At 46.6% G+C, this 19,030-nt stretch carries 21 protein-coding genes; 5 read left to right on the top strand and 16 right to left on the bottom strand.

All coding sequences use genetic code 11. The features are described from left to right. Positions 1 to 60 precede the first annotated feature (60 nt). From ACN9MT_RS06215 to ACN9MT_RS06205, 3 genes are all read left to right on the top strand, one after another. Positions 61 to 654: a DedA family protein gene (locus ACN9MT_RS06215; RefSeq protein ID WP_426272990.1), complete on the top strand. Its 594-nt coding sequence runs from the start codon at positions 61 to 63 to the stop codon at positions 652 to 654. Between the two features lie 60 nt (positions 655 to 714). Beyond that, positions 715 to 1,599: a hypothetical protein gene (locus ACN9MT_RS06210; RefSeq protein ID WP_426272989.1), complete on the top strand. Its 885-nt coding sequence runs from the start codon at positions 715 to 717 to the stop codon at positions 1,597 to 1,599. A 166-nt stretch (positions 1,600 to 1,765) separates the two neighbouring features. Continuing rightward, the gene (locus tag ACN9MT_RS06205; RefSeq protein WP_035408498.1) at positions 1,766 to 3,133 is read left to right on the top strand and encodes an amino acid permease; all 1,368 of its coding nucleotides are present in this window, start codon (positions 1,766 to 1,768) and stop codon (positions 3,131 to 3,133) included. A gap of 69 nt (positions 3,134 to 3,202) precedes the next feature. On the opposite strand, the gene ACN9MT_RS06200 is transcribed toward ACN9MT_RS06205, so the two are convergent. From ACN9MT_RS06200 to ACN9MT_RS06185, 4 genes are all read right to left on the bottom strand, one after another. Further along, on the bottom strand, positions 3,203 to 3,478 hold the full coding sequence (locus ACN9MT_RS06200) for an ATP-binding cassette domain-containing protein (RefSeq protein ID WP_426272988.1): 276 nt from the start codon (positions 3,476 to 3,478) through the stop codon (positions 3,203 to 3,205). A gap of 114 nt (positions 3,479 to 3,592) precedes the next feature. After that, complete coding sequence (locus tag ACN9MT_RS06195) at positions 3,593 to 3,874, bottom strand: hypothetical protein (RefSeq protein WP_426272987.1); 282 nt, start codon at positions 3,872 to 3,874, stop codon at positions 3,593 to 3,595. Between the two features lie 103 nt (positions 3,875 to 3,977). Continuing rightward, positions 3,978 to 4,775: a transporter substrate-binding domain-containing protein gene (locus tag ACN9MT_RS06190; RefSeq protein ID WP_426272986.1), complete on the bottom strand. Its 798-nt coding sequence runs from the start codon at positions 4,773 to 4,775 to the stop codon at positions 3,978 to 3,980. After that, on the bottom strand, positions 4,768 to 5,598 hold the full coding sequence (locus ACN9MT_RS06185; protein WP_426272985.1) for a transporter substrate-binding domain-containing protein: 831 nt from the start codon (positions 5,596 to 5,598) through the stop codon (positions 4,768 to 4,770). The genes ACN9MT_RS06190 and ACN9MT_RS06185 overlap by 8 nt, the downstream gene beginning before the upstream one ends. Positions 5,599 to 5,862: 264 nt before the next feature. Between ACN9MT_RS06185 and ACN9MT_RS06180 the strand changes: the two genes are divergently transcribed. Then, positions 5,863 to 6,501 carry an SDR family oxidoreductase gene (locus tag ACN9MT_RS06180; RefSeq protein WP_426272984.1) on the top strand — a complete coding sequence of 213 codons (639 nt, stop codon included), beginning with the start codon at positions 5,863 to 5,865 and terminating at the stop codon, positions 6,499 to 6,501. Positions 6,502 to 6,554: 53 nt separating this feature from the next. On the opposite strand, the gene ACN9MT_RS06175 is transcribed toward ACN9MT_RS06180, so the two are convergent. The 7 genes from ACN9MT_RS06175 to ACN9MT_RS06145 form a co-directional block, all read right to left on the bottom strand. Continuing rightward, a complete protein-coding gene (locus tag ACN9MT_RS06175; RefSeq protein WP_426272983.1) occupies positions 6,555 to 7,172 on the bottom strand; it encodes a hypothetical protein in 618 nt (205 codons plus the stop codon). Positions 7,173 to 7,192: 20 nt separating this feature from the next. Further along, positions 7,193 to 8,236, bottom strand: coding sequence for a hypothetical protein (locus ACN9MT_RS06170; protein ID WP_426272982.1), 1,044 nt, complete (start codon positions 8,234 to 8,236; stop codon positions 7,193 to 7,195). A gap of 380 nt (positions 8,237 to 8,616) precedes the next feature. Continuing rightward, positions 8,617 to 9,144: a DUF2812 domain-containing protein gene (locus ACN9MT_RS06165; RefSeq protein ID WP_426272981.1), complete on the bottom strand. Its 528-nt coding sequence runs from the start codon at positions 9,142 to 9,144 to the stop codon at positions 8,617 to 8,619. After that, positions 9,134 to 9,466: a PadR family transcriptional regulator gene (locus ACN9MT_RS06160; protein ID WP_035408510.1), complete on the bottom strand. Its 333-nt coding sequence runs from the start codon at positions 9,464 to 9,466 to the stop codon at positions 9,134 to 9,136. The genes ACN9MT_RS06165 and ACN9MT_RS06160 overlap by 11 nt, the downstream gene beginning before the upstream one ends. Before the next feature lie 136 nt (positions 9,467 to 9,602). After that, complete coding sequence (locus ACN9MT_RS06155) at positions 9,603 to 10,613, bottom strand: ABC transporter permease (RefSeq protein WP_426272980.1); 1,011 nt, start codon at positions 10,611 to 10,613, stop codon at positions 9,603 to 9,605. A gap of 69 nt (positions 10,614 to 10,682) precedes the next feature. After that, on the bottom strand, positions 10,683 to 11,105 hold the full coding sequence (locus ACN9MT_RS06150; protein WP_023467873.1) for a MarR family winged helix-turn-helix transcriptional regulator: 423 nt from the start codon (positions 11,103 to 11,105) through the stop codon (positions 10,683 to 10,685). Between the two features lie 75 nt (positions 11,106 to 11,180). Then, positions 11,181 to 11,915 (bottom strand): nuclease-related domain-containing protein, encoded by a 735-nt coding sequence (locus tag ACN9MT_RS06145; protein ID WP_308101303.1) that lies wholly within the window; start codon positions 11,913 to 11,915, stop codon positions 11,181 to 11,183. Positions 11,916 to 12,044: 129 nt separating this feature from the next. Between ACN9MT_RS06145 and ACN9MT_RS06140 the strand changes: the two genes are divergently transcribed. Further along, positions 12,045 to 12,350 carry a hypothetical protein gene (locus ACN9MT_RS06140; RefSeq protein WP_426272979.1) on the top strand — a complete coding sequence of 102 codons (306 nt, stop codon included), beginning with the start codon at positions 12,045 to 12,047 and terminating at the stop codon, positions 12,348 to 12,350. A gap of 52 nt (positions 12,351 to 12,402) precedes the next feature. Here ACN9MT_RS06140 and ACN9MT_RS06135 read toward each other — a convergent pair whose 3' ends face one another. The 5 genes from ACN9MT_RS06135 to ACN9MT_RS06115 form a co-directional block, all read right to left on the bottom strand. Next, the gene (locus ACN9MT_RS06135) at positions 12,403 to 12,942 is read right to left on the bottom strand and encodes a class I SAM-dependent methyltransferase (RefSeq protein WP_426272978.1); all 540 of its coding nucleotides are present in this window, start codon (positions 12,940 to 12,942) and stop codon (positions 12,403 to 12,405) included. Positions 12,943 to 13,047: 105 nt separating this feature from the next. Then, on the bottom strand, positions 13,048 to 13,785 hold the full coding sequence (locus ACN9MT_RS06130; RefSeq protein ID WP_290755621.1) for a Bax inhibitor-1/YccA family protein: 738 nt from the start codon (positions 13,783 to 13,785) through the stop codon (positions 13,048 to 13,050). A gap of 57 nt (positions 13,786 to 13,842) precedes the next feature. Next, on the bottom strand, positions 13,843 to 14,634 hold the full coding sequence (locus ACN9MT_RS06125; RefSeq protein WP_426272977.1) for an aminoglycoside N(3)-acetyltransferase: 792 nt from the start codon (positions 14,632 to 14,634) through the stop codon (positions 13,843 to 13,845). A gap of 13 nt (positions 14,635 to 14,647) precedes the next feature. After that, on the bottom strand, positions 14,648 to 17,653 hold the full coding sequence (locus ACN9MT_RS06120) for an AAA family ATPase (RefSeq protein ID WP_426272976.1): 3,006 nt from the start codon (positions 17,651 to 17,653) through the stop codon (positions 14,648 to 14,650). Next, positions 17,635 to 18,756 (bottom strand): exonuclease SbcCD subunit D, encoded by a 1,122-nt coding sequence (locus tag ACN9MT_RS06115; RefSeq protein WP_035409684.1) that lies wholly within the window; start codon positions 18,754 to 18,756, stop codon positions 17,635 to 17,637. The genes ACN9MT_RS06120 and ACN9MT_RS06115 overlap by 19 nt, the downstream gene beginning before the upstream one ends. Between the last annotated feature and the right edge of the window lie 274 nt (positions 18,757 to 19,030).

The raw sequence follows: 19,030 nt of genomic DNA, 5'->3' as shown, positions 1-19,030 counted from the left end.
CATTTGATCGTTGGTTCTCTAAAATAAAGGAATGTACTGATTACAAAGGAGTTGTCTAACGTGTTATCTCAAGTCGTCAACCAGATTTTGCTTTCGCTTGCCGATCTCGGATATTTCGGCATCGCCCTCGGGTTGATGATTGAAATCATACCGAGCGAGATCGTCCTCTCTTATGGTGGATTCATGATTTCTCAAGGAACGATCGGCTGGCCGCTCGCCATCGTCGCCGCCGTCATCGGTGGATTATTGTCGCAATTATTCTTATACTGGTTCGCCCGCTACGGCGGTCGCCCACTGATTTTGAAATACGGAAAGTATGTCCTGATTTCTGAACACCATCTGGATTTAGCTGAGCGTTGGTTCTTGAAGTACGGTCAAGGTGTTATCTTCGGCGCTCGTTTCATTCCCGTCGTCCGCCACGCCATCTCGATTCCAGCTGGTCTTGCCAAGATGGATCAAACGAAGTTTTCCCTCTATACGGTCCTTGCGATCATTCCGTGGTCAATCTTGTTTCTCTATCTTGGTGAAACACTCGGAACGAACTGGCGCTCGATCAAGGAAGTCGCTGCACCATATACGAATGGTGTTTTGATTGCTGCCGTCGCCTTAATCATCGTCTATTTCTTCTATAAACGCCGTCAACGGTCGGTTTAACTTATCAAGCAGTCTGTCTGTCGACGGACTGTTTTTTTACAACACATAGGAGGTCCTGCCATGCTCACATACCCGCTCGCCCATTTCCCGCTACGTCGTTTGACTGCATCCCATCGTTCTGGAAGCCCGGTCGCGACTGGCATCACTGTCGACGGACATATTTTAATCGTTGAAGAATCGATCGATGAATTTCGTGAAACACAGATCCTCTCCATTCATCAACTGAAGGATGATTGGCGAAAGACGACGATCGTCGAAAGAAACGACATCGACTTTTCCCTCGTTGATCGTTTTCCAGACGGACGACTGTTACTCGTCGCTTCTCGTTGTGATGATGATATCGACGGCACATGGTTGCCGAATGCCTTTATCTACGATCCTCAAGGTCAGTTACTGAATAGCTTTTGTTTAGACGACGGGATTCAAAATATGCAAATCGACGAACAAGGTTGGATTTGGGTCAGTTATTTTGATGAAGGTGTCTATGCCGATGCCGTCACGAGTTCAAATGGTGCTTTCGGTCTGGTCGCTTTTGACGATACAGGTGAAGTGCAGTATAAGAATCGGCAATATCCGATTGATGATTGTTATGCTCTGAATGTCTGCTCATCAACAGAAGTCTGGTTCTTCTACTACTCCGATTATCGTTTCGTCCGTATTAATCAAGAGGATGATCTCGTTTGTGAGGCTCCTACGATCGCCTTTTCTCAGTTTGCTCGGTACGATGACCATCTACTTGCCGCATACTCTGATGATGTACAGTTACTTGAACGAAACGGAACACGTTTTAAGAGCATTCGTTCGATTCGTTTCATGACCGAACAAGGAAATTCCCTGTCAGGTGACCTTACAATGCGTAATGATTTGATCGTCTTAGCAACTGCTGAGCATCTGTATTTTGGAAGACTAGGTCAACAACTTGACACTCTACTAATGGGCGAATGAAAGCTGTTACATGTTTGTTTCATGAATATCTGATTATTGAAAACTCTATTTCAAATTTTCAAAAAGACTAGCCGAGCCCTATCCGAGGATAGTATACTCAGCTTTATAGTTCTTACGACAAGTTGTCTGAACATTATGACGTCACAGATTTTTTTTGGGGGAAACGATGAGTTCGAATTTGAAACGAGATTTAACAGCACGACAGGTACAAATGATTGCACTCGGAGGAACGATCGGGGTCGGTCTTTTTCTTGGAGCATCGAGTACAATTGCTTGGACGGGACCATCCGTCTTACTCGCGTACATGCTAGCAGGAGTCTTTATCTTTTTCATCATGCGGGCACTTGGTGAGATGGTCTACACCCATCCGCACAGTGGTTCGTACGCAAAGTTCGCAAACGATTATATCCATCCAGCTGCTGGTTTTTTAACAGCAAGCAGCAACATCTTCAACTGGGTCGTCGTCGGAATGAGTGAAGTCATCGCTGTCGGGACATATTTACGCTTCTGGTGGCCGGAACTACCGACTTGGATTCCAGGGGTCATCGTTATCATTCTCTTGACGCTCGCGAACCTCGCTTCCGTCAAGATGTTCGGTGAACTCGAGTTCTGGTTCGCCTCAATCAAGGTAATAACGATTCTTCTAATGATCGTCGCTGGCTTCGGAATCATCTTCTTTGGTCTAGGGAATGATGGAAACCCGGTCGGCTTCTCGAATCTTTGGGCGAACGGTGGATTTTTCACGAATGGTTTCACCGGCTTCTTCTTTGCCCTCTCGATCGTCTTCGCCTCTTACATCGGTGTTGAGTTGATCGGCGTAACAGCTGGAGAAACAAAAGATCCAGAAAAAAACATCACGAAGGCGATCAATGGTGTCGTCTGGCGAATTTTGATTTTCTACGTCGGATCCATCTTTATCATCGTCACGGTGTATCCGTGGAACGAATTATCCGATCTTGGCAGTCCGTTCGTTGCGACATTCGCCAAGGTCGGTGTGACGATCGCTGCCGGCATCATTAACTTCGTCGTCATCACGGCCGCTTTATCCGGTTGTAACTCAGGAATCTTCAGCGCCAGTCGGATGATCTATGCATTAGCGGAAAAAGGGCAAATGCCGTCTTTCTTCTTAAAGGTCAATAAACGTGGGATTCCACTCTATACAGTTCTAGCCATTTCAATCGGGATTTTCTTTGGTGTCATTCTCGATATCATTCTCCCGCACGTTCTCGGAAAGGATACGAACATCTTCGTTTATGTCTACAGCGCTTCGGTACTACCAGGGATGGTGCCGTGGTTCGCGATATTAATCAGTCATATCCGTTACCGAAAACTCGAAAGTGAACGGACAGCCTCGCATCCGTTCAAGATGCCAGGTGCGCCGGTGACGAACTATTTATCGATCGTCGCGCTGATCACAGTACTCGTCGGCATGCTGTTTAATGACGAGACACGCGTCTCAATCTTAATCGGAATCGCCTTTTTGATTTTAAGTACGATCTACTACATCGTAAAAGTACCGAAAATCGAAAAATAAAACTGTTGCTACTCCTCTCATGACACAATGAGAGGAGTTTTTTTTATTCACTGTATTTTTATTCTGAAGTCACATATTATTCATGATAATCGTGATTTCCCGAACGTCTAAACAATTTAACGAAAGAAAGGAGAGATGAAATATGAATGGATTCAATTGTTTCCTGCTCGTCCTAATCGGTATTCTCAGTTTAATCAGCGTCGTCAGCATCTGAACAGTCGTCGATTTCCCGGCACCGTTCGGTCCAAGAAAGGCGAAAATCTCCCCTGCTTGCACGTCAAACGAGATACCTTTGACGACATCCTTTCCATCGTACGTCTTCGTCAAGTTCACGACATGAATCATCTTCATTCCTTCTTTCTCTGAATTCCAAGTCATGTCCAAGATTTTCCCGTTTTTTCTGTTCTCGAATTAAAAAAAAAGACACCTGATTCGGTGCCTTGATTCACTCTATAACTATTACGCAACAATCTGATACACACCATACAAGACGCTGGCAGATACCACGAGCGTTGTGACGATCGACACCAGCATCATCGTTAATCCGATTCCTTTTAATCGAACGACTCGTGCCAACGCGAGACTAAACGAGAGCACTGCACCACTTGTAAATATAAGCGCCCCTCCAAATAACAACGTAGAATTAATCCATGACTCTCCGATGACGATCCATGCGTAAGTGACACAGCCTAGAAGAACAGTCATGATGAGCCATTGTTTCGATGTTCCCTTTTTCAACATATCGATTCCTCCTGATTTGCTTCTATGTTACTTGTTCGACTTTTCCCATCAGATTCCTGTCATTAAAAAATCATGCCTCCTGCTATCAGGAGACACGATCCACTTATGACGCCACTTGCCATTTCTCTTTTAATTGCTCCATCTCTTCCTGTCCTTCGTGCGATTGCATCCAGAGGTTAAAGACATCGACGACGTCCCCTTCTGACTCCCGGACGAGGTAGCTTTTCTCCGCCGGAATCCACTTTTCTTGAATTCTTGGTGCCGCGAGTCGTTGATCGAGTGCTTCATAATGAATCGCCTCGACCGTATCAGTGATCATGACATCAACTTCGCCTGAGGCAACAGCATGCGGGATGTCGAGGTTTTGCTCATACATGACGATGTTCGCCTTCGTAAACGTCTTGCGGACGAATTGTTCATTCGTTCCGCCTGGATTTAGACCAATCGTCACGTCCGGTCGATTGATCTGTTCAATCGAAGCGAGGCGTCCGGCATCTTCTTTACGGACGAGCGGTGTCTTTTGGAATGACAGGTAACTTGATGTGAAGTCGCCAATGATCTCGCGCTCGATGTTTTTCGTCACTCCCCCGACGACCATATCGAATTTCCCGCTAGCGAGATCAGCAGACAGCGTCGGCCATGTCGTCGGGACGAACTCCACATCGATGCCGGTCGTCTTCGCGAAAGAACGGACCACTTCGATATCGAATCCTTCGTACTCGTTCGTCTTCCGGTTCAAGTAGGTGAATGGTTTATAATCGCCGGTCGTTCCGACGACGATTTTTTTCGTCGCAAAGACGTTCTTTGCTTGTACACGTCGTGGTTGCTCCGTTTGCCAAAGTGTTAGTAAGCTGGCAAACAAGACGCCACCTCCGACGACGATCCATCCCCATTTACTCATGTGCTCCCGCTCCTTTCGCTCCGACCGTCTCACGCGTCGAGACGATGTTCCATTTTTCCTTCAGTTGTTGCACCTGCTCTTGTCCTTCCGCACTTTCAATCCAGACCCGGAAGACGTCTCCAAGCTGCTTTTGTCCTGGTTTCATCAAATACGCCATCTCGGCTGCTTCCCATGCTTCAGTGAGTTTGGGAACCGCAAGATTCAGTTCTGTTGCGTAATGCAACGCTTCGATGTCGTCTGTTACCATGACGTCGACTTGACCGCTTTGGACGGCTTTTGGAATGTCTAAATTATTCTCAAAGACGGTCACATTCGCCTTCGGAAAATGCTTCTTCACGAACGCCTCGTTCGTCCCACCCGGATTGACACCGATTTTGACGGATGGATCATTGATTGCATCAAGCGAATTCAAGCGTTTGACATCTTCCTTCTTTACGAGCGGTGCTTTTTGAAAGGAGAAATACGACGACGTAAAGTCTCCGACGACCTCGCGTTCGACTTTCTTTGTAATCCCACCGACAGCGATATCAAACTTACCTGACTTCGTATCTTCCGATAACGTCGGCCATGTTGTCTTGACGAACGTCACGTCAAGATCCGCTGCTTTAGCAAACGCTTGGATGACTTCAATATCAAAGCCTTGATAACGATTCCGTTCCTCGTTCCAGTATGTAAAGGGTTTATAATCCCCCGTCGTTCCGACAACCAGTTTTTGGTCTTCGAAGATGTCATGTGCTTCGGCATTCGTCTGTTGATTCCAGATCATCCAAGCGGCAACGCCTGTCAGGACAAGTCCAGCTAATAGCCATGGTTTCTTTCTCATCGTATCTCTCCTTTCTGTTTCGTCGTTGCCCATTCACCGAATATTTCCACAATTTAACCTAAACGATTTTCGGTGTGGGTAATAGTCATTATCCTACCACACTTACACGTGATTTCAAGATAATTTGACGATTTTATGCATAAAAGTGTTAAAAAGATTTTTTGATGACGGTTACAGTTCCATAAGTCGTCTCTCTTTACAGAATCCCCTCGTCTTTTCCATACTGAAACAGAATCATCAAATCGTGAAATGGAGGAATGGAACATGAGTCAGATTTTTATCATTGGTGCAAATGGTAAAGTAGGTCGTCACGCTGCTCGCTTACTGCAGGATTCGGAGCACGATGTCAAAGTAGGATTACGTTCCAAGGACCAATTCAGTGATTTTGAGAAACTCGGTCATACCCCGGTCCATCTTGATCTTGAAGACGATGTCACAACAATCACGGAAGCATTACAAGGATCAGATGTCGTTATCTTTACCGCAGGATCAGGTGGTCATACAGGAGCGGACAAAACGATGCTGATTGATTTCGACGGTGCCGTCAAAGCCGTTGAAGCAGCGGAAGCAATCCATGCGAAACAGTTCATCATGGTCAGTGCTTTAAATGCCGATTCGCCAGAAACATGGTCCGACAGCATGAAGCCGTATTACATCGCGAAACGTTATGCGGATCGTGTCCTGAAGGAATCATCACTCAACTATACGATTCTTCGTCCGGGCGGACTGTCGGATGAAGCGGGAACAGGAAACGTCACGACGGATCCGTCCGAGCAAGCGACTAAAAAAATTCCACGTGAGGATGTCGCCCGTGTCATTTTAGCTGCGATCGGTCATGATAAAGCATCGAAACAAGTCGTCACACTACTCGAAGGTGACACACCGATCAACGAGTTGTTCTAATACAAAAGCTCACGTCTCAATCTCCGAGACGTGAGCTTTTTCGATAAAATCGATTATTCATATAATTGGCGATACATCATGAACATCGTCTCACCAATGACGGGTAACGACGCTGGAATATCGATCCAGCGTTGGCTATCGTGATCAAAATACAACCCGTCCATACGCATTTTCTCTTTTGTATTGATCTCATCGAACTCAAGAAACATATCCAGTTCATCATCCGCCTTTTGAAAGTCGTTCCACGGTCCGGGACCGAAATAAAAGAGTAGTCCTTCCGCATCGTAACCAGCAAGCTCGTTCAAAGCCCGTTCCAAGTGTTCTACTGACTTGGCAGAGGTCCTGACGGAGTCTGCTAAAGTTTGATGAATTCCAAATGCGTTTCCACTCATTAAGTGACATTGCTGATACCATTCCCAGATATTTTTCCAGCGCTGCACGAAAATACTAAACCGATCTGCTTGGGTTGCTTCATCCCGTTCTCGCATGTCATATGACCAGGAAATCTCCTCACCACTAATCCGCATGCTTACGTGAAAGGTCCCTTCACGCGCTTCATCATCTTGTAAAGAAGCCCAATCTAACTGCTGTTGCTCAGTATATTTGAAAAGTGGAAGTCGTTCTCCCTCGTTTTCTGCAAACTCAAATTCAATTCGCTCAATACGATTCAAAGCATCTTCCTCCCGTTCCCTCATTCGATCACGAAGTCGATTCCGATCGGCCCTTCAACCGGTATTTCATGAAGCAATTCATACTTCTGGTTCGTGATGAGTAGTTTCCCTTTATCCGGTTTTTCAGGATCAAATTCGATGAAATATGATTTTTTCGTCTCGGGATGAATGTAAACGTACTCGTACCATTTATCGGCTTTCCAAAACTTCGGTTTGATTTCCTTGACCGAAAACGGTTGCCCAAACGTCCATTTAACTAGAATTTGATGATCCGCATCTAGGTTATTCCGTGAGAATTGTTGAACGACTTGAACACCTTGTTTTTCATTGATCATTCGAATCGGATCCGTAACATCATAATTCGAATCCTGAAGAAACGAATAGTATTGCTCGGTTTGTTCACCTTTCCCATTGATCCGAATCATCCAACCATCCGTACTAGCGAAGTATGCCGTGTCGTCCTTACCATAAAGGGCTGAATATGCATAAGGTTCTTCCTTCTTACGGTATACGATCGGTTTTTCAGTCCGTTTATCCAAAAAAATCATCGCTGCTTTTTCTTCTTGTTCATCGTCGCTTCCAATACTGGCATAAGCTAAATGATGCTCTAATTCAATCATCATCGAATTGCCTGGTTCGAATCGCGCAGGCGTCTCGTAGTTCTCTTTTGTATCAAAATTAGAAAAGGTATGTGAAAATCCTGTTCCTTGAGATGACTTTGGTGAACCGGTTTTGTATGAATTCAGCGTTTTGAACCATGTATCCGTTCCAAAGTGTTTGATCGATTCCAACATGGGATCGTGCTTGAAATACGTCACATCATGTTGAACAAACCGTCGCTTCGTAAAATCGAATGTATAAAAATGATTTGGATAACCTTGTACTGAAGCATACAACACATTCGGCGTACTCAGCTTTTGTACAAGCGTCAGGTTCGTAAATCGAGGGTCATGGATTTGTCGTTCACTTAGTACCTTTCCTTTCATATTGATAGAAACAATTGAACTATAGGCAAGTTCGGGATCATTCGTTTTTCCTTGCACCTGTCCTGGGTAAATTAACATCACGGTATCTTGTTGAGGACTGAAATCGATCGCAGTAATCGAAGAACGCGGTAGAATATTTGCGGTTGCGCGATCCTTTTGCACTTTCATCCAGGTCGCTAAAAGAATACTTCCACATACAAGACATACTAGACTAAAATATATCCACTTATTTCGGATAAGCTTATCCATTCTATTCATTACTCCCGACTCTTTGATTGGTATAATGCCTTCTCTCTAGTTATACACTGTTAAATCAGCACATGATGTCATTCTTACAAGACTGTTAGACGGATTGACCCACTTTAAAAACTTTCATTTTGAATTCTGAATACGTCAAAAAAAAATCCCTTACGTTCATTTTAGCAACGTGAGGGATTGAGAGATCGACTTGTATGAATTTAATCTTGTTCTGCAATAGTACGCAGTCCACGTAACGTTTGAATTTTACGTTCATGGCGTTGCATCACGAATGATAGACCCGTCACGATTGCAAGATTGAACCAAATCATCGTATCTGTAATCGGATTAAACAAGTTAATAAGTACTGCGATGATATTAACAAAAAGAACGACTTTATAGAGCTGTAAAATCCGATGCTCGTGATGGATCTGTGACTCAAAGTCAGAGTACAAATGAAATGGTTCATCCGAGGTCCGTTTTCTTAAGAAGACCCAGCGGAATGATGTATCGACGACTTCAATGTCCATTTCTTCTAAAAACTCAAAGTAATCCTGCGACTTCGAATGGTTTGGCATGTTTTCTAATAATTCGATTCGATAAGTATACATGCTAGGTTCGCCTTCAACGAATACATAACGTCCGAATCGAAATTGCTGTAAGTACCAGCCTTTGTTTGCCATCTCATTTAACCACACTTCTTCTTTTGCATAATCAGCATAAAAGCGATAGACGGTTTTACTGCTCACTTTGCTCCACTCCCATCATTTCTTGGCCATGTCGTACGAGTTCTTTTAATCGATTCAGCTCTAGCATTAATCGATCTCGTCCCTGATTCGTCATGATGTACTCTTTCTTTCGACCTGCTTCTTGATCAGTGGCTTCAATCCATCCTTTATCCACTAAGCTACTGAGTGCTCCATATAAGGTACCGGCTGCTAATTTCACACGGTCGTTACTCAACTCTTGTACGAATTGCATGATTCCATAACCATGGCGCGGTTGTTGGAGCGAAAGCAAAATATAATAGACAGCTTCTGTTAATGCTGTCGCTTGATCCGCACGTGACATTTTCACACCCCTTATTACACCATCCGTTATATCGGCTACCGATATACTAAAAATATCCTATTTTGTATCATTTGACAACAAAAACATGTCTGAGCTGGGCTCAAACATGTCCGATTCTTACTTATCTTTTTATTTTTCAAGCCATGGCTTGCTGCCTAACGCCCTCTCTTTTCCAGACTGTAATGAGACACGTCACCAAGAAACTACCAACAAAAAGTAAGGATAGATGAAGGACTTGCGTCTCGACTGATCCATCCATGAATAGTAATCGACCGAAACCAGAGACGGCATTTGGAACAGGCAGGAACGTTCCGAGCGATTGATAAAATGGTGCCAGCATCTTCGCTGGAACAATGTTCCCTGCGGTCATTAACTGGAACGGGATCAATGCGACATTAACGAGTGGAGCAATCGGACCAAACAAGGCAAAGTTCATCTGTGTGACGGCGATACAGGTCGCAACGACGAGGAGCTCGAACGCCCACAATTTGATGAATGGTGTATTGATATCTGTCAGTAGATGCGCCATCGAGACGAGGAGCAATGGTACGACAAGTAAGACGATGCCGTGCAGTAGTTGTCGACTCCAGAAAAGATCCCATTTTGTGTGACGACTCTTTAAAATCGTACTGACGAGATTGAATTGTATCCCCATCGTCATCGTCGCGATGTAAATGACAAAACCGAGAACGAGCGGAAGCATTGATAAAGCAAAATCAGAGACGGCATGTTCCGTAACGATTGACGTCGTGAACGTCGGCTTTCCATTCAACTGTTTGCTGATCGTTTCCGTTGCTCTCTCGAGGATTGCATTTGCGAATTCCGCATTCGTCTGACTGACGTGTGCTGTCAATCGATGCGTTGCATCATCTTTTTGTAAGACGAGATCGACTTGATTCGCATCAAGTGCTTGCAACCCTTTTGTTTCTGTTGCAACCGTCTGAACCGTGAATGGTGCTTGTTGCAACGACTGGATGAACGGATCATTCGCTTCTGCGACGACCCCAACATTTAATTGATCAAGACGTTCTGTCGTTCCTTGGTAACCCGTCATCCAGACAACGAGGAACAAGAGCGGTACGACGATCGCGAAGACGAGTCCGACTTTCGTTTGTGTCATTGACCAGACATCTTTCCATGCTTTCATGTTTCTATCTCCTTTTTATATGCATTACTTATAATATCACGTGCAACTATATGCCCGAAGGAAAACCATTCACGTCACATTCCGGTGAATGGTCTCAAGTGTTTCTTTTAATTGCTCGATTTGCTCTCGCGATAGTCCACGGAACGCTTCGAGTTGTAGCTGATCGAGCTCTGGCCCGAGGCGATCGACGATGTCGCGTCCTTCTCGTGTCATCAAGAGCAGAACCGCTCGTCGGTCCCGGGGGTCCGGCGTCCGAACGATTAGTTCTTTTTTACCGAGCTTATCGAGAATCTTACCGATCGTCGTTTGATCACGTTCTGTCACGAGTGCCAGCTGCTTTTGCGAAACACCATCTTGTTTAGCGAGTTCGCTCAGGACAGAAAACTGCTCTGGTGTCAGACCGAACGCTTCCATCCGTTTAGCAGCAGCACGTTTGAACGCATAATAACTACGGGATAATTGCATTCCAAGCGACCATTCCGATTCTTTCATCCCATCATCTCCATATAGTTGCACTACTTATTATTTATTAACTATACCTGAAGGAGAATGAGCTCGTCAACGGTCTCATTTTGCCTGTCGTTGACGAATCCTATCGATATGCGCTTGTTGGGTGGCACGATCGACTTGTGAATGAACACCGAGTTTTCCTGCAATCGTATCGACTTGACTCGGTGTCAACGGCTTTTCTGTCGCGAGTTGCTCGATCGTCTTACGTAAGACGTTTCGTTTCAAGACACGGACATGCGCTGAATCGACCGTGATTTTTTTGAGTTCACAGCGTTCGCTGAAAACGATCAAGGAGTGAAAGAGTCCAGGATCCGTTCCTTCTAAGAAGCGTTGCATGCTTTTGAGATGCCCTTCATTTTGTTTGATCGGATTATAAAACCGTTGTTTGAAGCGATTCTGGAACTGCTGCGTCCACTGACGGTCCTGCTCGCGTCCAAAAATCCAGCCGCTGTAGTTTTTCGATTCGAGTACATAGATGCCACTTTCATGAATGAACGTCACATCGATTTCTGTCGTACCCTCACCGCGTGCACGTGGTAAGTATGTATTAAAGACATACGTGCCGTATCCGGACACTTGATCGAGTTGACGCGTCGTCAAGTACTCGCCCCATTTTCCTTTATCACGAACAATCCGTAAAAACGGCTCGCGTGTCAGTCGGTAATACCGGCTATTGTGATATGAACTTCGTTTGACGAAGAAGAACAAACCGAACGTTCCGAAGAAGAACAGCACCATGAGCAGTCCAACTTGAATCAAGAATGGCAAAAATGTCACTAACACATTGTCCACTAGATTAATCTCCCTTCCATATTAACCTTTATTTTCCACTATATCAGCATAATCAATTTCCACCTCATTTTCCACTATTTGTTATGATTCATCTCCTATGGTACGGTGGAACAAAGGAAGGTGTTCCCTATGGATTCTGTCATCATGTTCGCATCATTAATTGCTTTATTCTTTATCTGGATGTCCTTATCACAAAAAGCGGACGAAGCGAAACGCCGTCAACAAACGATTCTAAAGAAATTACAACGCATCGAGGAACACCTCGGTTTAAATGAGGTGTCTTTAGAAGAGGCAGCGTTACAAGTCGAACTAGTTCAGTTGCTTAAAGAAGGCAAAATGGTCGAGGCTGTCAAACGGGTTCGGGAATCACTCGGTTTCTCTTTACTCGAAGCGAAACAGTATGTCGATCAACTAAAAAGCGAGCACGGATTATGATTAAAAAGACCATCTGACAGTGAAGTTCAGATGGTCTTTTCCAACTATGTATTCATTTATGTGCATCAAGTATCAACGAAGGAAATTTCATCTGTTCTGCATTTCGGGGATCGTATCGTTTCGAGCGGAAAATGATGCCGTCATCTCCGTTCCAATCTGCTTGATGAAACAATCCGTTCTGATCGAAATATTCTAGAAGGCGCACTTGAAATCCAGCTTCTTTAAATACTTGCTGTAACGTTTCATATGTATAGACGATTTTATGACTCGCCGCTGGATGGTCAGCAGGACCGGGGCCACCGACTTGAACGATTGCTTGGTATGCCTCATCTCGAAAATTACCGTCCGGCACTGCACAACGGACGTATCCCCCTGGCGCAAGATATGTATAACAATGACGTGCCGCGTCAATCCCTTCTTCAAACGTTAAGTGCTCCCAGACGTGTTCGGCAAGAATTGCTTGCAACGTGTCGTTCGAACACAACCGTTCCCAATCGGACCGATTGAGCAGATTCAACCCATCTTCCTGTGTATGATACCAGCCGGGATTGTTGTAGTACGGTCCGGCTCCAATAACGATACGTTCTTTCATACGAGATCCTCCTTCTTATTTCACCATTCTATTAATTCTCATTTCACACATTTATCCCTGCTTGCGACAAAAAACAGACGACGGAGAATCCGTCGTCTGTTGCTGTTAATCCCGCGCCGCGAGGCGATATAAGAGATCGAGTAATTCGATATAGAGCCAGATGATCGTCACGATCAATCCGAATGCTGCAACCCACTCCATCGATTTCGGAGCACCCGCACGAACTTGTTGCGAGATAAAATCGAAGTCCATCACGAGTGACAGGGATGCCACGATGACGATGACGAACTGAATACCAATCGCAAGCGGTGAGCTACCTGTCATGAATGGGAGGTCGACACCAAATAACGAGAGAATCAAGTTGACTGCATACAAGACGAAGATCGAGAGAATCGCTGCTGTTACCGCAGAACGGAAACGTTGCGTCACTTTTATCATGCCTGTCGAGTAGACGAACCACATCGCAAATGCAACGACGAATGTCGCAACGACTGCCTTCCCGACGATTCCTGGATACATGCTTTCGAACATGAGCGATAACGCTCCGACTGCCACCCCTTCAACGATCGCATAGACCGGTGAAAGAACCGGTGCCGTCGCCGGTTTGAATGTGATGACCAAGGCAAGAATTAGACCGATGACCAGTCCACCAATCAAGGCTGGGAACAACAATCCTTGGTTTTCTGCGAGGAAGAACCAACTTCCACCTGCTGCTGCCGTGACGAGAGCGAGCAGTAAGAAAATCTTACTCATCGTCCCGCTTTTCGTCATCGGTCGTTCTCCGACACGTGCCGTATCGAAGCCACGACGCAATGCCGGGTTAACTTTAAAACGTGAAGCCATTGCATTCACTCCTTTTTATGATTCTGCTTTGTATTACGAAAGCTTCCCGAAAAAGTTTCAAAATAACCATTGATCGAGCGCTTTTAATTGCAACATGACGACTGGGATCGAGGCTTTGGCATCGATGCGGTATGATTTCGCACGTCCGATCAGACCGGATGTCACGAAGTCCGCCCCTTCGAGCGCTTCGCCGATCGGACCGAAAGCATCACTATCGACTTGACGGTGTCGGTAATGAATGAACCGTTCCGTCGTTCCTTCTTTGACTTTACAACCATCCTCGACGTCCGGACGATTTAACCCGTATTCCGCATAATGCCAGACGGTCGTCGTATCCCAAGGCGAACCGATATGCAGGATTTGACCGTCGGCCTCGATGAAGCGTTCAATCGGTGAACCCGGACCGAAGCCATTTTCTAGTGTATGATCGGCAACGAATGTCGCCGCATCTTTCCCCCATGCGGTCACCGACCACATCGGATGCTCACTTCGGACGACACCCGGATATGTCCGGAAGACTTCCGGTACGCGACCGATACCACGTGTGACCGTTTTTGCCGGGTCATATGCCGGCATCTCCCGACGGATCGTTTCCCACCATTCTTCAGGTACAGCCGGTTGGCTCCAGTTCTTCGGATCTGAATTATCCGTACTTTGCGCCGGCATCATGATCAACCCTTCAGTTGTGACCACTTCCTGTAGTGCCTCGATCAATGCTTGTACCCCACCAGGAATCCAGCCAATTTGTTTGAGTGACGTATGGACGAACAGCTTCATACCGGACGTCACACCTAATTCGCGTAACGCTTCTTTGATTTGTGATTTCGTGACCATGTTTCGTGTTTCCATCGTTCTGATCTCCTTACTCGACGACTAATGCTATCGTCGACCCCGTTTTTCCTTGCTTGACTTCGATTTTCGCGTCAACACGTGACTTCAGCTCCTGCACATGACTGATGATCCCGACCATACGGCCGCTCGCTTGAATTGAAAGCAACGTCTCGATCGCTTGTTCGAGCGATTCCGGATCAAGTGTTCCAAATCCTTCATCGATAAACATCGTCTCAAGCGACACGCCTCCACTTGCTTCTTGCACGACTTCCGATAGTCCAAGCGCAAGTGCAAGGGACGCCTTGAAGCTTTCTCCACCGGACAACGTCTTGACGTGACGTGTTTGCGACGTGTAAGCGTCAAAGACATTTAAATCAAGTCCGTATTTTTTGAGTCCTTTTCCTGCCTCCGTTTTTCGCTCGAGCTGAAAACGACCCGATGTCATCTCATGCAGGTGTCGGTTTGCGGCGAACAATATTTCATCGAAGTAAGCCGTCTGAACGTACGTTTCGAACGTCATCCGTTGTGCGTTCTCGCCGACACCGACGCGAGCGAGTTCACCGATGACCCCATATCTCGCATCCTCGTCCTCAATCTGGCGTTGCAAGTTCTCCCAAGCCGCGATCAATTGATCGATGTGTGCGCGTTCCTTCTCGAGCCCGACACGTCGATCGGTCCGCTCCGTCAGTTCGAGCGACGCCGTCTTCAAGTCCATCCGCAACAGTTCAAGATCCGGACGCACTTGACCTTCCGTCTTCAAGCGAGCTTGTTCCTGTTTCAGCTTCAATTCCTGCCGCTCTAGGCGGTCTTGTTCCAGCCGTTCATGGAGTAGACGAATGTCTTCGCGTGACCGTCTCGCATCGCGGAAGGCTTCGATCGTCGGAAACGCTTCTTCTGACAAGACTGCTTGTAATTCGTTTTCGCGCTTCGTCAGACGGTCGCGCTGTTCCGAAAGAGCTTCAATCAATTGACGCAATCGTCCTTGGTGTTCCGCTAAGTCACGATCGAGCTGTTCCTTTTCGCGTAACTGGCGCTGTTTATCTTGCTCGAACTGCTCGATGCGTGTTTCTGCCTGTTGTTGTTCTTCACGAAGTGCTGATAACGATTTTACGAATTCTCCAGATTGACTCAGGCGACCAGTCAAGTGTGCCAATTCCGATTCGATGACAGTTTGGTCTTTTACCACCCTATCAATCTTCAACTGTAGTTGCTCTAGCGATTGTTCGAGTTGTTGAAGACATGTTTCAAGACGTTCTTTTTCCGTCTGTGCTGACGCTAATCGGACTTCCGTCTGTTCGACTTCCCGAAGCTGTGCTAAAACTTCCGCATGAGTTGACTCGTTTTCACTAGTTTTTTGAATCTCGATCGTCAGTTGTTGTAGACGCTCTGCAACCGTCCGGTAAGAGGCTTGTAACTCTTGATGCGCTTGTTGTGCTTCTAAGAACCGCTGTTGTGCTACATCGACCGATAGTTCCTGTGCGACGGCGACAGCATGTTGCGGATGCGACGTACTGCCACAGACAGGACAAGCCAGCCCGTCCGTCAATCCCTTGGCAAGTTCAGCAGCCAGTTGTTCCCGTTCACTTTTACGAGCTACTTCATACGCACGCGCTGCCGCCTCTTTTTGATCCCGGACGCTTGTACCGCGGACGATCAACTGTTGTCGCTCTGCTTCCAACTTGTCATACTCTGCGAACTTCGCCGCCAACTGTTGCAGGGTGAAGCGTCGTTCTTGCGCCTGTAAGCGTTCTGCTCCGACGTTCTGCAATGGTCGTAGCTGTTCCTGAACGGTCTTTCGCTCCGTCCGCGTTTGTTCGAGTTGTTTCCTGAACGGTTCCGGATCAAGTTGCTTTAAGCGTTCTGTCAGTTGTTGCTGTTGTTGCCGTAAGAGGGTCTCCGCTTCCAACCGTTCGCATTCTTCTTGAATTTTCTCAAGACGACGACTCAGTTGTTCAATCTGCGGTTCTTCCGCCAGTAATCGATTTACTTTGTCTTGAACGGTGCCTTGCCGCTCTGTCAAGCGCGTGACGTGCTGTTCGGTTTCTTGCTGTTGCCGTTTAAGTCGTGTTAGCTGTTCTTGATCTTGTTGCCATTGATCAAAAAATGGTGCGACGATTTGAGCACGTTCGGCAGCCATTGCTTCTTCTTGCATCCGCTTAATGTCGGATGATCGTTCAAGCAACAACTGCTCCGTCCGTTGAAGTTGCTCTTGCTCTTGGAAAGCTGCTTCGAGTTGTTCGCCCTGTTGCAACTGTGTCGTTTTGCTCTCGACGATCGTACGTGTTTGTTGCTCCGCTTCATGAGCCGCTGTCAACCACTCATCCCGTTCCGTCGTCAACGCTTCCATTCGTAACCGGATGTCCGCTTCCGTTAATTCACTCCAGTTTGCTTGCAGGGGTAACTCCTCAAGCTTGGTCCATTGTTTCGTCTTCGTTTCCTTGATGCGTGCCGCAAGATCGAGCGCTTGTCGGTGCAAGCGTTGTTGGAACTCACCATAATGTTCCGTCTTGAACAGTTGTTTGAGAATCTGCAATTTATCTTTTGACTCTGCCATCAACAGTTCCCGGAACTTATTTTGCGGCAGCAGGAGAATTTGTGAAAACTGTTTATGGTCGAGCTGGATCAATTCTTGAACGCGCTGCTTGATTTCCGGAATCTTGACCGCAAGCGGCTTCCATGTCGTTCCGTCGAACCGAGCGAGCTCGGCTTCATGCGAGTAACCGGTTTTATTGACTGGATGCGGTTGACTCGGTTGGCGGATGATCCGGTACCGTTCTCCTTTCAGCGTAAACTCCAGTTCAACTTCCGTCTTTTGCTCGGGCACGGCAAAATGACTTCGCAGTTCGCTCATTTCCCGTTCGCCACCGGACGTTTCGCCATACAGGGCGAACGTCAATGCATCAAAAATCGTCGTTTTCCCAGCCCCTGTATTTCCGGAAATGACGAACATCGTCCGTCCAGCAAGTGCCGTGAAATCAATCGTCTCTTCACCAGCAAACGGACCAAAGGCGCGTAATGTCAGTCGTTCTGGGCGCATGTCGCTTCCTCCTTCAAGACGGCTCGCATCGCTTCCGTCGGCTTCTTCTCACGAACTGCTTCATAAAATTCACTGAACAGATCCGCAACAGAAGCATCCTTGACCTGCTCACGCGATGCTTTGACCGCCCGCGTACTCTCGCGGACGAATCCGATTCGCTCGAGGTGCAGGATGTTCGGATAGATTTTTTTCAGCTTGCCCATCGGATCCATCAAGGCTTCGCCGTCCGTCAGGTTGATTTTTAAATAATCATCCGTGACTTGCGTCGCGACGAACGCAGGATCCGTCAATTCATCGAGACTACCAGTCAGTTCTCGCAAATCACGTTTTGGTGCAAGCGGTTCGAATCGACGATCGAACGTACCAGTATCGTTCAACGTCAACACATCGACGCCTTTGACGTGATGTGCTTCTGAAAACGAATATTTCAAGAGCGATCCGCTGTATCGGACCGTCTCGGATTGAATTGCAAGCGGGTTGTGCAAATGACCGAGTGCTGTATAGGTAAACGGTGCAAACTGGCTCGCACTAACTTGCCCTGCTGTTCCGACGGATAATTGCCGCTCCGAATCTGTCTCGAGTCCACCGATGACAAAGGCATGACCGACGAGAACACTCGGTCCGTCTGGGACACATCCGGCAAGGATCGTCCGCATTGCGTCATCATGCGTCTTAATCGTTTCATCATTGTGCACATACCGGACGGTCGCAGGATCAGCGAACGGCACCGGGTAAAATGATACTCCCTTGATCGCGACCGGCTTGATGACCGGCGTCAATTTTCCAACAAGGTGTAGACCCGCCCGTTGAAGTAACGTCGTTCCGAAACTTAACCGTTCGGCTGAATCATGATTTCCGCTGATCGCAATGACCGGTATGTCCCGATCAAGAATCAGAGCAGCGAGCGTCTCATCGAGTAGTTCAACGGCTTCTGTCGGCGGGACGGCACGGTCGTATAAGTCACCCGCAATGACGATTGCATCCGGTTGTTCGCGATCGACGAGTGTCAAAAACTCGCTCAGGACCGCCCGTTGGTTCCCGAGCATCGACTCGCCATGAACGATTTTACCGAGATGCCAATCGGCAGTATGTATCCATTTCATCTTCATCACACTCACTTTTTAAATATAGTAGCTTAAGTGTAGCATGCGAGCGTTCGTTCTGCGACGAACATCTGTTTGGAACACAAAAAGGAGGAGTTATCCTAACACACAGCGACACTACCATACATTTAAACAAAAAAATTAGAATTTTTTTGATCAAAAAACTACTTTATTTTTAACATCAAGTCAATTTCCGTTGACCTTATACCTTTTGATGACTTGGAACTTCAAAAAACTGCTAATATATAAGGTATACATTTCCACTCGAATCGAA

It is taken from the genome of Exiguobacterium sp. R-17, from assembly GCF_049913315.1.
GTDB lineage: Bacteria > Bacillota > Bacilli > Exiguobacteriales > Exiguobacteriaceae > Exiguobacterium_A.
The sequence above is the reverse complement of the archived record's forward strand: the minus strand, read 5'-3'. Positions and strand labels throughout refer to the sequence as shown.

What these genes read in the sequence shown, in the direction of transcription:
- ACN9MT_RS06210 (WP_426272989.1), top strand. Translation starts at nt 715, where the DNA reads ATGCTCACATACCCGCTCGCCCATTTCCCGCTACGTCGTTTGACTGCA.
- ACN9MT_RS06205 (WP_035408498.1), top strand. Translation starts at nt 1,766, where the DNA reads ATGAGTTCGAATTTGAAACGAGATTTAACAGCACGACAGGTACAAATG.
- ACN9MT_RS06200 (WP_426272988.1), bottom strand. Translation starts at nt 3,478, where the DNA reads ATGATTCATGTCGTGAACTTGACGAAGACGTACGATGGAAAGGATGTC.
- ACN9MT_RS06195 (WP_426272987.1), bottom strand. Translation starts at nt 3,874, where the DNA reads ATGTTGAAAAAGGGAACATCGAAACAATGGCTCATCATGACTGTTCTT.
- ACN9MT_RS06190 (WP_426272986.1), bottom strand. Translation starts at nt 4,775, where the DNA reads ATGAGTAAATGGGGATGGATCGTCGTCGGAGGTGGCGTCTTGTTTGCC.
- ACN9MT_RS06185 (WP_426272985.1), bottom strand. Translation starts at nt 5,598, where the DNA reads ATGAGAAAGAAACCATGGCTATTAGCTGGACTTGTCCTGACAGGCGTT.
- ACN9MT_RS06180 (WP_426272984.1), top strand. Translation starts at nt 5,863, where the DNA reads ATGAGTCAGATTTTTATCATTGGTGCAAATGGTAAAGTAGGTCGTCAC.
- ACN9MT_RS06170 (WP_426272982.1), bottom strand. Translation starts at nt 8,236, where the DNA reads ATGTTAATTTACCCAGGACAGGTGCAAGGAAAAACGAATGATCCCGAA.
- ACN9MT_RS06160 (WP_035408510.1), bottom strand. Translation starts at nt 9,466, where the DNA reads ATGTCACGTGCGGATCAAGCGACAGCATTAACAGAAGCTGTCTATTAT.
- ACN9MT_RS06155 (WP_426272980.1), bottom strand. Translation starts at nt 10,613, where the DNA reads ATGAAAGCATGGAAAGATGTCTGGTCAATGACACAAACGAAAGTCGGA.
- ACN9MT_RS06150 (WP_023467873.1), bottom strand. Translation starts at nt 11,105, where the DNA reads ATGAAAGAATCGGAATGGTCGCTTGGAATGCAATTATCCCGTAGTTAT.
- ACN9MT_RS06140 (WP_426272979.1), top strand. Translation starts at nt 12,045, where the DNA reads ATGGATTCTGTCATCATGTTCGCATCATTAATTGCTTTATTCTTTATC.
- ACN9MT_RS06135 (WP_426272978.1), bottom strand. Translation starts at nt 12,942, where the DNA reads ATGAAAGAACGTATCGTTATTGGAGCCGGACCGTACTACAACAATCCC.
- ACN9MT_RS06130 (WP_290755621.1), bottom strand. Translation starts at nt 13,785, where the DNA reads ATGGCTTCACGTTTTAAAGTTAACCCGGCATTGCGTCGTGGCTTCGAT.
- ACN9MT_RS06125 (WP_426272977.1), bottom strand. Translation starts at nt 14,634, where the DNA reads ATGGAAACACGAAACATGGTCACGAAATCACAAATCAAAGAAGCGTTA.
- ACN9MT_RS06120 (WP_426272976.1), bottom strand. Translation starts at nt 17,653, where the DNA reads ATGCGCCCAGAACGACTGACATTACGCGCCTTTGGTCCGTTTGCTGGT.
- ACN9MT_RS06115 (WP_035409684.1), bottom strand. Translation starts at nt 18,756, where the DNA reads ATGAAATGGATACATACTGCCGATTGGCATCTCGGTAAAATCGTTCAT.